Source organism: Aeromonas sp. WP2-W18-CRE-05 (assembly GCF_014168615.1).
GTDB lineage: Bacteria > Pseudomonadota > Gammaproteobacteria > Enterobacterales > Aeromonadaceae > Aeromonas > Aeromonas caviae.
Map to the genome: position 1 here is coordinate 1,036,424 of NZ_AP021917.1, position 11,936 is coordinate 1,048,359.

Below are 11,936 nucleotides of genomic sequence, written 5' to 3' on the forward strand. Positions count from 1 at the left end.
TTTTCTGACTTAGAGACTTGTATCACACTATCTGATTTAAAAAGAAAAGCAGTAACAAATTTTTGAATTACGCCGACATGCTGAATTGTGAAAAACAAGTCAATCAACAGAAGTCTTGATGCAGATTCGTCAACTCAGGATTAACAACTTTCGGGGCATCGCAGCCTCAGCCATCCCCTCATATTAGCGAGGCGTGGTGCGGTTTCTTAGGGATGATTGTAGTGGTCAACTAAATCCGGACACTTGGTTAGGCCGATCCTCGGCTTTTGCTGGCGCGCTCCCGTCATTGTGTTGATGTGGACGCCGCCAGTTGTAGTAATCCATCAGGTAATAGCTGATATCCCGCTTCGCCTCCCGCAGGTTCATATATCCCGTTGTCGGGAGCCACTCTGTCTTCAGACTCCTGAACAACCGCTCCATCGGTGCATTATCCCAACAGTTGCCACGCCGACTCATGCTCTGGGTCATGCGATGGCGCCACAGCCGCTGCCGAAATGCCCGGCTGCCATATTGGCTGCCTTGGTCGGAGTGAAACAGCACACCTGATGGGCAACCCCGCTGCTGATAGGCCATCTCGAGCGCTTTTATTACCAGCTCTGCATCAGGCTTGTCAGACATCGCCCAGCCCACGACTCGGCGGGCATAAAGGTCGAGCACCACCGCCAGATAATTCCAACGACCACCTGCCCAGACGTAGGTGATATCGCCACACCACACCTGATTGGGCTGCTGGACATCAAATTCACGGGCCAGCAGATTGGGAATATCCGGTCGTTCAGACCGGGCGACCTGATAGCGATGAGCGCCCGGTTGCTTGGATACCAGACCGACCTCCTTCATCAGACTGCGCACTTTGAATCGGCCAATCTGATGCCCCAGCTCTCGCATCATCGACATCAAGGCGCGGCTGCCCGCTGAGTTCCGGCTCTCTTTGAACAAACGGCGCAACTCGCTGCGTTGCTGCATCCGCTCACGGTTAATCGTCCGCTTGCGGGCCAGATAGTCGTAAAAACAGGATGTTGGAACATCGAAAGCACAGCAGACCAGAGTGATAGGGGCTTGCTCTCTTAATCGGTCTATCAGCGCGTACGTTTGAACTCGTCCGTCATCAAGAGAGCCGTAGCCTTTTTTAGAATGTCCTTTTCGCGCTCGAGCCGGTTGATGCGGGCTTCCAGCTCCTGGATTTTCTGCTGCTCCGGGGTCAGCGCCTTGCCGATTGGGGTGGTGCCGGTTCGTTCGGATTGAAGCTGCTGAACCCATCGGCGAAGTATGGTTTCACCGACATCCAGTGAACGGCTGGCTTCGGGGACAGAGTATCCCTGGTCGAGTACCAGGGATGCGGCTTCGAGTTTGAATTCAGCAGTAAATGAGCGACGTAATCTTGTCATTGAACACCTCAAGTCATGGTGGCGACTGTACCACCTAAAATGGTGTCCGGGATGATTAGACCACTACAGATCTCTGTTCTGGACCAGCTAATACCAAACAGATAAACCCCATGCTTAACCACGATATCATCCTTAACCACATCGATGGGCTATGACCAGATGGAAGGTTCATAGTAGCCCCCGTTCTGCTAGCGACACAATTCCCTCTGTTGCAACCACTAAATGATCCAGAGTGCGGATATCGACCAGCTCTAACGCGCTCTGCAATCGGTGGGTGATTTCGATATCTGCTCGGCTGGGCTCCGGGTATCCCGACGGGTGGTTATGCACCAGCATCAGGGCGGCAGCATTGTGGTGCAGTGCCCGCTTGACGACATCGCGGGGGTAGACGGTCGCAGCGGACAGGGTGCCAAGGAACAGCTCCTCGTAGGCTAGGATCCGGTGTTGGTTATCAAGGAACAGTGCTGCAAAAACTTCGCGGTCTCGTGTTTGCAGCAGCCCTTGCAGCGCTTGCTGTGCCAGGTATTTATCGGTGAGAGCTGTGCCCTTGGCGAGTTTCTGGCGGGCAACGGCTTGGGCGATGGTGAGCAGGTCATCGTCGGTGACAAGGTCAGTCACCTGGTAGGTGCCGGGGATTTCCCCGGCGATCAGTTTGTGGTGCAACATGATTGTGCTCCATACGCCATCGTCCCACCGCGTTGGATGCGGCAGGGTTGGCGAGCTATTTGGTTAATGGGTTACTGAATGGGGTGTGACCGCAGGCTTGGTTGGCTGTGTTCAGGCCGCCAAGGTGTGCGGGGTGTAGTCGTGCAGCGGAATGTGGTAACTGGTGGCGAGCATGGTGCCTAACTGGGTTAGCCAGCGGTGATCCGGATGATCGCACAGCCATTGCGCCAGTGCGTCACCATGTTCGTTTTCATAGCGCAGGTAGAGGGCATAACCGTTCACTGGCGGGCCTTGGTCATGCACCACTTCAACCTGGCCATGGTGATCAAGGTAAGCCTCCAACTCGATAGCGATCATGGTATTAATCATCTTTATTCTCCTGTTGCTGAATGGGGTCACTCTCTACCCGATAGCCGCGATGGATGCAGATGCGCTGCAGGTCAGCCAAGAAGCTTGCCAGCACGTGGGGTTGCTCGGTGAGCGGCACCGACCCTGTTTGGCAATGCCAGAAGCAATTGCGCTTGGGGTCGATGCAGATCTCATCTCTCGGCTGACTCATGGTGTGCCAGTCCTCAGCATTGGTGAGGGAGAGCAGTTGCCACTGCGACCCGGACCAACGGACTTGCAGGGTGACTGTGCGGAAGTATGGGCTATCCGGTGTCAGGTGAAGCAGCCAACGCTGACCACTGTGGGTGGGGGTTAGCTTGGCGCTGGTGGCGACTCGTCCCAGCCACTGGCGTGTGTAGTGGGAGAGCGCTAATTCTTGTCTCATTGTGTCCTCCTAATCTCCTGCGATCGTGACGCTGAAGCATTCCAACCGGCAGTAGGCAATGAAGTTGCTTTGCCAGATGTTGTACAATTCCCGCGCTTCGGCCAGCCGCAGAGGCCCCCAGCCCAGCATGGTGTGTTCCCCATCGAGGAAGTTGAAATCGAGCTCCTTGCTGAGCTCGGCATCCGAGCCCAGCCCCTGATAACTGAAATCGGTGACGTAATCGAATAGCCAGCCATCAAGCCCACGGATCAGGCGGATCTCGACTGGGCGCACGCCGCCTTGCTCAGCGCTGTAGCCGGGATTGCGAAAGTTGAAAGTCAGTTGGGTTAAGCGCTCAAGATTGAGCTCGGTTTTAGCGACTTCCTGGTTGAGCAGAACCAGCAATGCTTGGGCTACGGGCAGGGCAAAGTCGTCCCGGAAAAAGGGAATGGTCATGGTGTTCTCCGAATAAAGGGTTGGGACTAGCGCAGTCGCCAGGGCATTAGCCAGGTTGGCAGCTTGTTCGTGAGCTGTGTGAGTAGTGCGGGGAACGTAGGCACGGTGGTGCGGATCGGCGGCAGGGGCGTTTGTGCAAGCGTGATGGCCAGCAGGACGCTACTCCACGCCTGGTCTACCTGCTCACTGTGGTGCACACCCTGGATACACCAGGTCACGAAGTGCTCGCAGTTGTTGAACTGCAGGTTGTAGGCCCGCTCTCCCAGCCGTTGATACGCTCGCGCCAGGCTTTCGCTCGGACTGTAGTAACGGTGGCTGTATTCACGCCGGTAGCAGTCGCTATTGCCTGTAAATATCTCCAACGATGAAACAATAATCCGCCCAGTCACCGGGCCTTCACTCGAGAAAGGCCCGGTATAGTGGATGACTTGGTTATTGCCCGCGTAGAGGCCGTGATGGTCATAGCCCCATCGGCTTACGACCAGATGGTCACCAGGTTGCATCTCTGCTCCTTTTAGAAAACAAAAAGCCCGGTACGAGACCGGGCATAGCGAAGTGGAGTCTGGCTCATTCGAAGGTGTAACCAGCGTCTCCCCGGTCGGTATGAATAACTACCTCCAGCACCCGGCACTGCGATGCTGACTTGATAGTGAACCGAGCTTGCTGTCCAAAGTTGATTGCAACAGGGAAAACCTGCCGCTTGACGTAATCTGGCTTCAGCCTGCCTTTACTGTCGAGACAAGAACTCCATTTCACACGACCGCTGACACAATCATTGCTCGGCACTTCTCGGTCTAACTGACACTGGCCACGGTTGATGGTGATGTCTTTAATCGTGACCGGTTCATTACGAGAGACGACCTGCAGTACGCCCTGTTGTACGCGAAGCTCAAAGTTCAAGGGGGCGGCAGCTGGCTCAGGCTCCGGAGTCGGGAAGGCACAACCGAAAGCGGCATCTGTCGCAGCAGGTAGGGTCTCTTGTACACCCGCTACCGGCAGCTCAACGGTTCGGCCATCTTGGGTGATGGCTTGCAGCGACGTAGCAGATCGCAGCGCGGCCCACATGTCATAGAACGCCTTGTTGTCATTCCCTGCCACCATGCTCGGCAGCGGCGGGTAGGTATGGCCATTGATGCGCAAACTGACGTTGTTCGTAGCTGCTTGTCCCGACTGATTGAGCGTGATGCCATTAAGCTGGCCCATCCGGCACGAGAGGTAGAGATAGGTCGCGTCATCAACCGTTGCCGAATACTCCGTCACCCCCTGACCCCACCCATCGTTCCAGCGGCCATGGTCTCCAAACGCCAGTACTGCATGCCAGCAGCAAGCCCAGCAGGGCAATCATCCATTGATTCATCCCACACTCCTTACACGGCATAGCCGAGGATATTGTTCATAAAGCCTTGAAAGGCGAAAAAGCCGATCAGCGCTCCGATTGCCTGTGGCCCCATCAGCCAAAACACTTTGGCCTTGAAGGTCTCGACTGCACCGCTGGTCGAGATCCAGTCGGGGTGAGTAAAGCGGCGAAACCACTCCCCGATACACATGCCAATGCCAGTGAAGAGCGTGCCGAACACGAAGGTGGCGGTTAGCCCCCAGAATCCGAGCCAAGGAGCTTTACCCGTCCAAGCGATATTGATGGTCAGGGCCAGAAAAAGCAGGCCCGCGATAACAAAGTAACGTTTCATGATGTCTCCTTATGGATAAAAATGACTTTTCATTTCCCGTGGCCATGCGGTGGTTAATCATCGGGAAATGAGGGTTGTGGAGTATTGGTTGATGGATTTACTTTCGTTCTGAAATCCCACGCTAAAACACCACTGTCAACTCATTTGGTTGATCCTCGCCTTTCAGAGTTCTTCATGTCAACAGGTCTATACCCAACCATAAGAGTTGGTTGGAGGACTTATGACAGATATCAACTTTGAGCAGTTAGCCAAGAACGTGGGTAAGGCGATTGGGCGTCAGCGTAACCAGGCCGGGTTTACCCAGGAGCAGGTGGCTGAACACCTCAATATTGGGATGGAAGCTGTCTCCCGGATGGAGCGGGGAATAGTGGTGCCGACTGTGGTGCGGTTGGCGGAGCTCGCTCAATTGTTTGGTTGTGAGCTGGCGGATTTTCTACGCGAGACCAGTAACCGCCCGACCGAACAGGGCATTGTGCTGAGCCAGCAACTGGCCCGGCTCGATGATGCTGACCGAACTCTGTTGCTGGAAACGGTAGAGCGGTTGGTGGAGCGGTTGGCGCGTCCCCGCTGATCATCCACCATTCACTGGGGAGGGGATGGGTCCCCTTTCCCCAATTTGTTGGTGAGCGGACTCCTTCTTGGTTGTGGCCTCTGCGGTGTTCTGGTTGCTTGGCTTTGCGGTGCGGCATGCGAAGTAGTCGCCTCCACACCAGTGTTACCATTCGCCGTCTCGTCGTTGTTGGTTTCGGGATAGAACTCCTCCAACAGCATCGGCACCTCCTCATCGATATCTTCAAACTGGCCGTTACGTAGCAAGTCACGAGCGGCCTGCTCCATATTGTCGATAGCGAGCCCCGCCTCTTGGTCACGCTGGGCCGCCTCCTGTGCTTGCCTGACTGCCTCAGTCAGGTTGGTTTCCTCCCGCAAGGTTAAATCCACGTAGTAGACCGGTGTGCGGTAGGACTGGGTGGTGCTCTTGGCCCGCAACCGCAGGGTGAGCGGCAGATAGCGGGTATGGCCCCCGCTCACAGCCTCCAGGTACTTCAGTCGAGCCGCCAGAGTGCGCACCGAGTTGTAGCCGGTGGTGCGGAAGATAAAGCTACCCAGCTCATCCCCTTGCCCCTCCACAAACAGGTTCAGTCGTCCGTACAGCTTGCAGCCCTGTTGCCCTGCAAAGGCGCAGTGCTCTGGTCCAGGGCAGCTGACTTCCTCCATGCCTTGCGCCCCCACACGTCTCGCCACCTCCCCATTCCCGACACAGAGCGGCCTGCCGGTTTGACGGTCAAAGGCGCTATATTCCGCCCGCAGATTCAAGTCGCTATCGTTGAACAGCACCCGTACCGGAATGGCGCGGATCTTGGTCTGCTCCTGCCCTTGGCCACTCTTTTGCGATGAGTAGTGTTGATGCAGGGGATGGAGCAACCATCCCCCTTTTTGTTGTATCTGGGTGGTGAGGGTGAAACTGTCGTCCTTCTCCGGTACCCACTTATCTTGTTTTTGCACCAGCTTGCCGATGCAGACCCGCCCAATCACGGGCGGGGTTATCGCCAGTCCTTTGATCATGGTGTTTGCCTCAAGGGTTGAATGGTGAAACGGCGCACGCCGGGCACCGGTTTGACGTAACGGGTAAGCAAGTCGGGATGATCCTGACCGAGCTTATCGAGATCCGGCGCCAGCCGATCTTTGCTGCGCTTCCAGGTGATCTTGCCATCGGCAAACAACCCGGCTGTCGCTTCACCCAAAGTGGCTTGCAGCCGCTGCTTGAGTTGCGACTCCTGTAGCTCGACCGCTTCTTTCTGCTCACGCAAGCGCAGTAGCTCGCCAAACAGCTGGTTGAACTCGGGAGAATCGGAGAGATCCACCGTCTGACCATCATCACGGGGAAAGAGCCAGCTCAGGGCATTGGCGGCATCACTGGAACCATCAGGTTCAGGCTGCTGGTCTTGTTGCACCATCTGCCAGAACTGCGCTTCCCGTTCGGTGAGATCCAGGATCTTCTCCTCATCGCGCTCGATGCGGTAAATCCGAAAGTCCTGGCCGCCGATCAGCACAGCCACTTCGGCCCAGGCATGGCCGGTGACGGCCAGTTGATGGAGTACCTGACACTGGTAAGCCACCGGCACTCCTTCCTCCCACTGGGGGGCGCTGTGATAGCTGGCGGTCTTGATCTCCAGAATGCCCGGTCCATCGGGATGGCCGACTACTTCCCGGTCGAGGTTGGCGAGCATGAAGGGTTGCTCGGGGTGTTGCAGCACTGCATTGACCCGGCGCACCTTATAGCAGGTGCGTTTGGCGTAGACCTGCGCCAGCACAGGTTCCAGTTCGATGCCCCACAGCACCGCTTCCTTGTGAGAGATATCCTCCGGCTCCTTGCGGCCAGTCTTCTCCAACCACAGGCTGAGTGGACATTTGTAGGGGGGGAGCCCCACAGCCACGGCGGCATCGGAAGAACCAATGCCGAGCTTGCGGATAGCGAGCCACTGCTCGCGGGTTAATTGAGTAGTGGAGGCCAGTCGTAGGGCCTGGCCGTATTTGGCTTTTGCTTTCATGACGACTCCTTGTTGACGGCATAAATGGCTACGCCCGGATTGGCTTGCGCCAGTCCGGGTGAGGTCGTTATGCGGCTGAATTGGGAAAGAGGAATTACTGCAGCAGAGTGAGTGCCTGATTCAGGGCTTGGGATTTGAGTTGGGCGCCCTGACCAAACCAGGCGGAATCAAGCCGGTGATCCTGGCTGCGAGCACGGCGATGGTGATCCACGTATTCCGTTACCGCATTGACCAGCCCCCAGGCGGTATTGCGGGAGCTGACAAGTTCTGAGCCCATGCCTGCGCCCTGATAGAGCTCATGCAGCCGTTGTACCGGCTTGGTGAGGATGATGTTCTCCTCATCCAGCGGTTGCGCCAACAGGTCGCTGAAAAAGCGCAGTGCCTCTTCAGGGGCCACGGGCCGCTGTGCCAGCGCCTTGGTCTGCGCCTTAAATTCATCCCAATGAGAGAGCCCCAGCCCGAGCGACTCTTTGACAGCAGCTGCATCGAACTGAGTAGAGTGGGGCACCTTGATGGCACCGGTAGCGCCGCGCAGTGCCATCTGCAGGGTGTTGTTGCAGACTACCCGCAGCGAGGTGAACTGCGCCGTGGTGCAGAGCGTGCCGTCGCAGCTGGTCGCCAGCAGCAAATAGGACTTTACCAAGTCATTGCCTTTGAGCTTTAGGTCCTGACCTGTTTTAGCCAGAGCCCACAGCTTGCGGCCGCCTTTAAGCGAGCCTGCTGTTTCCAGCTCAAAGCCACCGGCTTCCACCAGATCTTGATAGAAGTGCAGCACCTCGTGAGGCTGTACCACGTTGTAGCGACTTGAGACCACCGACAAGGGGGCGAGGGTATCGGAGCGGTAAAGTACCTTGCTGTCGTTGTAGGGTCGGATATGCAGTGCATCGGAGGCGACGTTAAACATCACGTCGCTCTGCTCGATGGTCCAATTCATCCCGGCTGCTTGCAGCCAGATATCGAGGGATTGTTGTGGGGGCAAGACATTGCCAAGGCCATGCCAAGGGGTTTGGCCGGTGTAGGCCATGGTGTCAATCAGGTGAGCCATATCTCCTCCAAGAATTGTGAAATGCAGACATTCAGCCTGCTAACTCATGGGGGGGATGTAGGTTTGAAAGTTTATTGAATAGGATTTATTTGCTATTGAATTCTCATTATTTTAAGGGGCTTTACAGCATGATGGTGTTGTGCAATGAACTGCACTGGAGGGGTACGTAGAGGGGTACGAGGCCAAAAACGACCAAGGGGTTAGCACCATGACGATGCCAACCCCTTGTTTTGTATGGCGTTCCCGACTGGAGTCGAACCAGTGGCCTGTCCCTTAGGAGGGGACCGCTCTATCCTGCTGAGCTACGGGAACCTTGTGGCGGGCATTATACAAGAAGCATTGTGCTTTTAAACCCTTGATTCCTATTCCAATACGGCCAGATCACCGATTTGGACATTGAACGGCGAATATTTGTTCTGACTGCTGATGATGGCGCCATCCTCAAACACCTGCACCACCTCGAACAGACCGTCAGCGGGGTTGCGCATCACCCTGGACTTGCCATAGGGGTCGACGAAGTCGGCGCTGTGCTGGACCCGGAACTGGTCCCCGAGCTTGACCCCGTTGCGACGGCCCAGGTTGATGTGGGGGCCGCGCTCGTGCTGGGCCACGATCCGGGCGGTGACGGGGGCACAGGCGAGTTCGGCGGCGATGTCCTGGGCCGCCTCCTTCAACTGGTAGCCCACCTCCTGGCCAAAGCTCGACTGCCAGAACTGGCCGCCGCTGCTGCCCACCTGTTCCCGCTTGGAGAAGGTCCAGTTGGCGCGGCCCTTGTACTCCTTGCGGCCGAGCAGGCTGCCGTTGATGCCGTCGAACAGGTAGAGCTGCATGGAGAAATTGCGCACGGGATCCTCATACCAGCTGGTGAGGGCGTTGCCCTGGGGCTCGAGGGAGAGATCGTCGATGCTGCCGAGCACCAGATACTGGCTGTCGGTGCGCAGGCTCAGGGCCTTGATCTCCTCGAGGGCGCTGCGATCCCCCTGTTGCAGATGGAGAGGGTCGATGCGCAGGTTCTCGTCCAGCCACTGGCGTGCGACCACCTGGGGCGTCGTCGCCAGGGTTTCAAACAGCCGGCGGGAGAGATCGGCGGGCATGTCGTCCAGGGCACCGGTGCTCGCCTGGTCCGGGTAGCGCATGCGCAGGCGCACCAGCGTCAAATCCTTGGCGTAGTGCTGGGTCTGGCAGATCTGCCGCTCCGCCTGGATGTCGGCCACGAGGGTGATGTACATGCGGCCGTTGCGCACCTCTTCGCGCTTGAGGCGGTACTGGCGGATGTCGCCGCCGGAGCGGATCTGGATCTGCTCGGAGCGCAGGCTGCCGTTTTCCAGGCGCTGGATGCTGGAGACGGAGGCGCCGCTGGCCAGCAGCGCCTGGCGCAGGGCATCCCGGGTCGCCTGCTCGCGGGCGTAGACCTCGTCGCCCCCCAGAATGGCGGCACTGCCCTGGGCCTCGATAAGTTCGGCCCTGGCCGACAGGCTGGCCAGCAGCAGGGTGAACAGCAGCGAAACTTTCATAACAAACACCTTGAGTGGGCGACCCCGCTGCCGCCGGTGGGGCGGGTCAGGGATCCTGGACACAGATCCGGTCTGGACCGGAGCGGGTGACCAAATAAAAGCAAGAACCATGCCTTCTTCCCTGGCCGGAGCTCGCGCGGCGGGCTCCGGTGGCACAGTGCGCGCCTTTGCCCGGGGATCATCGAGGATCCTGCGCGCATTCCCGCCTCAAGTGTTGGCGGTTGCGACCGATAACAGGTCAGGTGCAGATACAGGAAAGGTATCCATGAAGAGAGTTATCACGGTGCTGGCGGTGGCGCTGGCATTGGTCGGTTGCGGGTCGGCCGACCCCATCAATCGGGAGCTGGGAGACCCTCGCCAGGCGGCGAAGGGGATGGAGCTCAACTGGCTGGTGGCCCGCATGACGGATCAGCTGATGGAGCGCAAGTCCCTCACGACCCTGACCGAGCCCATTGCGGTCGCCTCCTTTGTCGATCTCGACACCCTGAAGGACACCAACTGGATGGGACAGCAGATCGAGGAGAGCTTCATCTACGAGCTGAACCGGCGCGGTGAGGTGGTGGTGGACTTCAAGACCACGGGCAACATCCAGGTGACCCCGCAGGGGGACTTCGTGATGAGCCGCAACTACAAGGATCTCTCGTCCCGGCTGCCCATCTCCCGCATCCTGACCGGCACCTTCAGCCGCAATCAGCAGGGGATCCTGGTCAACGCCCGCATCATCGATCTGCGCACCAAGATGGTGGAGACCACGGCCCAGAGCCTGATCCCGAAACAATATTTGTCCGGTGCCAGCAACTCCTTTGGCCGGGCCTCCATCAATCGCGGTTACCTGATGCGGGGGGGCCAGAGCCCGTCCGGCCATCTGGTCAACCTGACCCCTTGAGGTGGCGCGTCATGAAGCGTGAAGCGGGCTGGCTGACATTGAGCCGTGAAACATCGGGTGTGGTGAACAGGAAAACGGGGAAACAGCGATGAAAATCTTGTTGGGTTGCCTGATGGCCATGTTGCTGACGGCGTGCAGTGGCAACCGGGTGGTGAACTATGACGTGGGCGAGAAGCCCGATGACTTCCCGGTGCTCAAGGCGGTGGGTTATGCGGTGATTGACATCCAGCCCGGTCCCTCCCAGTCCGAGAAGATGTTGCAGGCGATCCGCGCCTCCAAGATGGACGCCTACCGGGAGCTGGCGGAGCAGCTCAATGGCCAGCAGGTGCGCGGCCAGAGCAGCTACAAGGATCTGACCCAGACCTCCAACTCCCTGGATGTGTCGGTGGCCGGCATGGTGCGCGGCGCCCGGGTGGTGGCGACCTATCCCCGTGGCAACACCTATGCCACCGAGCTGGAGCTCGACACCCGCAACCTCTATCACCTGAACCAGCTGATGGCGGGCCAGTTCTAGGGTGTGTCCGGGGGGCGCCGGCATGAGCCGGGCGTTCATCACGGCACAGACAAAGGCGAGCGCAGGCTCGCCTTTTTGTTTGGTCGGGAAGGGGCTCGGATCTGCGGGGAATAACCGGGTTGGCGCCTTGGACGGCATAGGGCCTGCGGTGAGGGTAACCGGGGTTGGCGCGTGGGCGGTATAGCGCCTGGGGAGGATAAACGGGCTTGGCGTCTTGGGCGGTAACTGGTCTTCGGCAGGAGAAACGGAGTTGATGGGCCGGGCGGGATCCGGCCTGTGGCGAGGAAAAACGGGGCTGAGATCGCACAAGAGGTGCCCGGGGGTCGGAATGGCGGCCTTTTTTGTTTAGGGAAACCTAACGATATCACCATGTCGTTAAATAAAGCCAAACAATAGAGAGGCCCGGCAGGCGGCAAAAGGGGGCCGCCACGGGAGGAAGATGGCCTGATGGTGAGTGGAAAGACAGCCGCGCCAGGATC

15 protein-coding genes and 1 tRNA gene are annotated in these 11,936 nt (G+C 58.1%); 3 read left to right on the forward strand and 13 right to left on the reverse strand.

The features are described 5' to 3' along the window. Positions 1 to 225 precede the first annotated feature (225 nt). From H7R73_RS05140 to H7R73_RS05175, 8 genes are all read right to left on the reverse strand, one after another. Positions 226 to 1,388, reverse strand: a protein-coding gene (locus tag H7R73_RS05140) for an IS3 family transposase (RefSeq protein ID WP_103259777.1) whose coding sequence is annotated in 2 segments (ribosomal slippage) — positions 226 to 1,133 and positions 1,133 to 1,388 — 1,164 coding nt in all. Because the reading frame shifts where the segments join, the coding sequence is not laid out codon by codon here. A 168-nt stretch (positions 1,389 to 1,556) separates the two neighbouring features. Further along, entirely contained in the window at positions 1,557 to 2,054 is a 498-nt protein-coding gene (gene radC, locus H7R73_RS05145) for a RadC family protein (protein WP_103260697.1), read from the reverse strand. A 111-nt stretch (positions 2,055 to 2,165) separates the two neighbouring features. Then, the gene (locus H7R73_RS05150; protein WP_103260696.1) at positions 2,166 to 2,423 is read right to left on the reverse strand and encodes a hypothetical protein; all 258 of its coding nucleotides are present in this window, start codon (positions 2,421 to 2,423) and stop codon (positions 2,166 to 2,168) included. Continuing rightward, the gene (locus H7R73_RS05155; protein WP_103260695.1) at positions 2,416 to 2,826 is read right to left on the reverse strand and encodes a hypothetical protein; all 411 of its coding nucleotides are present in this window, start codon (positions 2,824 to 2,826) and stop codon (positions 2,416 to 2,418) included. The genes H7R73_RS05150 and H7R73_RS05155 overlap by 8 nt, the downstream gene beginning before the upstream one ends. A gap of 9 nt (positions 2,827 to 2,835) precedes the next feature. Beyond that, positions 2,836 to 3,261 carry a DUF2787 domain-containing protein gene (locus H7R73_RS05160; protein WP_103260694.1) on the reverse strand — a complete coding sequence of 142 codons (426 nt, stop codon included), beginning with the start codon at positions 3,259 to 3,261 and terminating at the stop codon, positions 2,836 to 2,838. A gap of 26 nt (positions 3,262 to 3,287) precedes the next feature. Continuing rightward, complete coding sequence (locus H7R73_RS05165) at positions 3,288 to 3,764, reverse strand: lecithin retinol acyltransferase family protein (RefSeq protein WP_103260693.1); 477 nt, start codon at positions 3,762 to 3,764, stop codon at positions 3,288 to 3,290. 64 nt (positions 3,765 to 3,828) lie between these two features. Further along, positions 3,829 to 4,521, reverse strand: coding sequence for a hypothetical protein (locus tag H7R73_RS05170; protein ID WP_103260692.1), 693 nt, complete (start codon positions 4,519 to 4,521; stop codon positions 3,829 to 3,831). A gap of 107 nt (positions 4,522 to 4,628) precedes the next feature. Beyond that, on the reverse strand, positions 4,629 to 4,949 hold the full coding sequence (locus tag H7R73_RS05175) for a hypothetical protein (protein WP_103260691.1): 321 nt from the start codon (positions 4,947 to 4,949) through the stop codon (positions 4,629 to 4,631). A gap of 220 nt (positions 4,950 to 5,169) precedes the next feature. On the opposite strand from H7R73_RS05175, the gene H7R73_RS05180 reads away from it, so the two are divergent. After that, the gene (locus H7R73_RS05180) at positions 5,170 to 5,520 is read left to right on the forward strand and encodes a helix-turn-helix domain-containing protein (RefSeq protein WP_016349802.1); all 351 of its coding nucleotides are present in this window, start codon (positions 5,170 to 5,172) and stop codon (positions 5,518 to 5,520) included. A gap of 11 nt (positions 5,521 to 5,531) precedes the next feature. On the opposite strand, the gene H7R73_RS05185 is transcribed toward H7R73_RS05180, so the two are convergent. The 5 genes from H7R73_RS05185 to H7R73_RS05205 form a co-directional block, all read right to left on the reverse strand. Continuing rightward, positions 5,532 to 6,512, reverse strand: a complete 981-nt coding sequence (locus H7R73_RS05185) for a recombination directionality factor (RefSeq protein ID WP_103260690.1) — start codon at positions 6,510 to 6,512, stop codon at positions 5,532 to 5,534. Continuing rightward, positions 6,509 to 7,498, reverse strand: coding sequence for a YqaJ viral recombinase family nuclease (locus H7R73_RS05190; RefSeq protein WP_103260689.1), 990 nt, complete (start codon positions 7,496 to 7,498; stop codon positions 6,509 to 6,511). Before H7R73_RS05190 ends, H7R73_RS05185 begins: the two co-directional genes overlap by 4 nt. A 94-nt stretch (positions 7,499 to 7,592) precedes the next feature. Further along, a complete protein-coding gene (locus tag H7R73_RS05195) occupies positions 7,593 to 8,543 on the reverse strand; it encodes a DUF932 domain-containing protein (protein WP_103260688.1) in 951 nt (316 codons plus the stop codon). Positions 8,544 to 8,778: 235 nt separating this feature from the next. Further along, positions 8,779 to 8,855 (reverse strand) — tRNA-Arg (locus H7R73_RS05200). 50 nt (positions 8,856 to 8,905) lie between these two features. Continuing rightward, positions 8,906 to 10,057, reverse strand: a complete 1,152-nt coding sequence (locus H7R73_RS05205; protein WP_039041370.1) for a flagellar assembly protein FlgT — start codon at positions 10,055 to 10,057, stop codon at positions 8,906 to 8,908. A 265-nt stretch (positions 10,058 to 10,322) separates the two neighbouring features. Between H7R73_RS05205 and H7R73_RS05210 the strand changes: the two genes are divergently transcribed. Both H7R73_RS05210 and H7R73_RS05215 read left to right on the forward strand, forming a co-directional pair. Then, the gene (locus tag H7R73_RS05210; RefSeq protein ID WP_010673310.1) at positions 10,323 to 10,943 is read left to right on the forward strand and encodes a FlgO family outer membrane protein; all 621 of its coding nucleotides are present in this window, start codon (positions 10,323 to 10,325) and stop codon (positions 10,941 to 10,943) included. Between the two features lie 88 nt (positions 10,944 to 11,031). Next, entirely contained in the window at positions 11,032 to 11,457 is a 426-nt protein-coding gene (locus H7R73_RS05215) for an LPP20 family lipoprotein (protein ID WP_010673311.1), read from the forward strand. The last annotated feature ends 479 nt before the right edge of the window (positions 11,458 to 11,936 follow it).

Excerpts from the sequence above, each read along its gene's own strand:
- radC (WP_103260697.1), bottom strand. The coding sequence starts at position 2,054 with ATGTTGCACCACAAACTGATCGCCGGGGAAATCCCCGGCACCTACCAG.
- H7R73_RS05150 (WP_103260696.1), bottom strand. The coding sequence starts at position 2,423 with ATGATTAATACCATGATCGCTATCGAGTTGGAGGCTTACCTTGATCAC.
- H7R73_RS05155 (WP_103260695.1), bottom strand. The coding sequence starts at position 2,826 with ATGAGACAAGAATTAGCGCTCTCCCACTACACACGCCAGTGGCTGGGA.
- H7R73_RS05160 (WP_103260694.1), bottom strand. The coding sequence starts at position 3,261 with ATGACCATTCCCTTTTTCCGGGACGACTTTGCCCTGCCCGTAGCCCAA.
- H7R73_RS05165 (WP_103260693.1), bottom strand. The coding sequence starts at position 3,764 with ATGCAACCTGGTGACCATCTGGTCGTAAGCCGATGGGGCTATGACCAT.
- H7R73_RS05175 (WP_103260691.1), bottom strand. The coding sequence starts at position 4,949 with ATGAAACGTTACTTTGTTATCGCGGGCCTGCTTTTTCTGGCCCTGACC.
- H7R73_RS05180 (WP_016349802.1), top strand. The coding sequence starts at position 5,170 with ATGACAGATATCAACTTTGAGCAGTTAGCCAAGAACGTGGGTAAGGCG.
- H7R73_RS05185 (WP_103260690.1), bottom strand. The coding sequence starts at position 6,512 with ATGATCAAAGGACTGGCGATAACCCCGCCCGTGATTGGGCGGGTCTGC.
- H7R73_RS05190 (WP_103260689.1), bottom strand. The coding sequence starts at position 7,498 with ATGAAAGCAAAAGCCAAATACGGCCAGGCCCTACGACTGGCCTCCACT.
- H7R73_RS05195 (WP_103260688.1), bottom strand. The coding sequence starts at position 8,543 with ATGGCTCACCTGATTGACACCATGGCCTACACCGGCCAAACCCCTTGG.
- H7R73_RS05205 (WP_039041370.1), bottom strand. The coding sequence starts at position 10,057 with ATGAAAGTTTCGCTGCTGTTCACCCTGCTGCTGGCCAGCCTGTCGGCC.
- H7R73_RS05210 (WP_010673310.1), top strand. The coding sequence starts at position 10,323 with ATGAAGAGAGTTATCACGGTGCTGGCGGTGGCGCTGGCATTGGTCGGT.
- H7R73_RS05215 (WP_010673311.1), top strand. The coding sequence starts at position 11,032 with ATGAAAATCTTGTTGGGTTGCCTGATGGCCATGTTGCTGACGGCGTGC.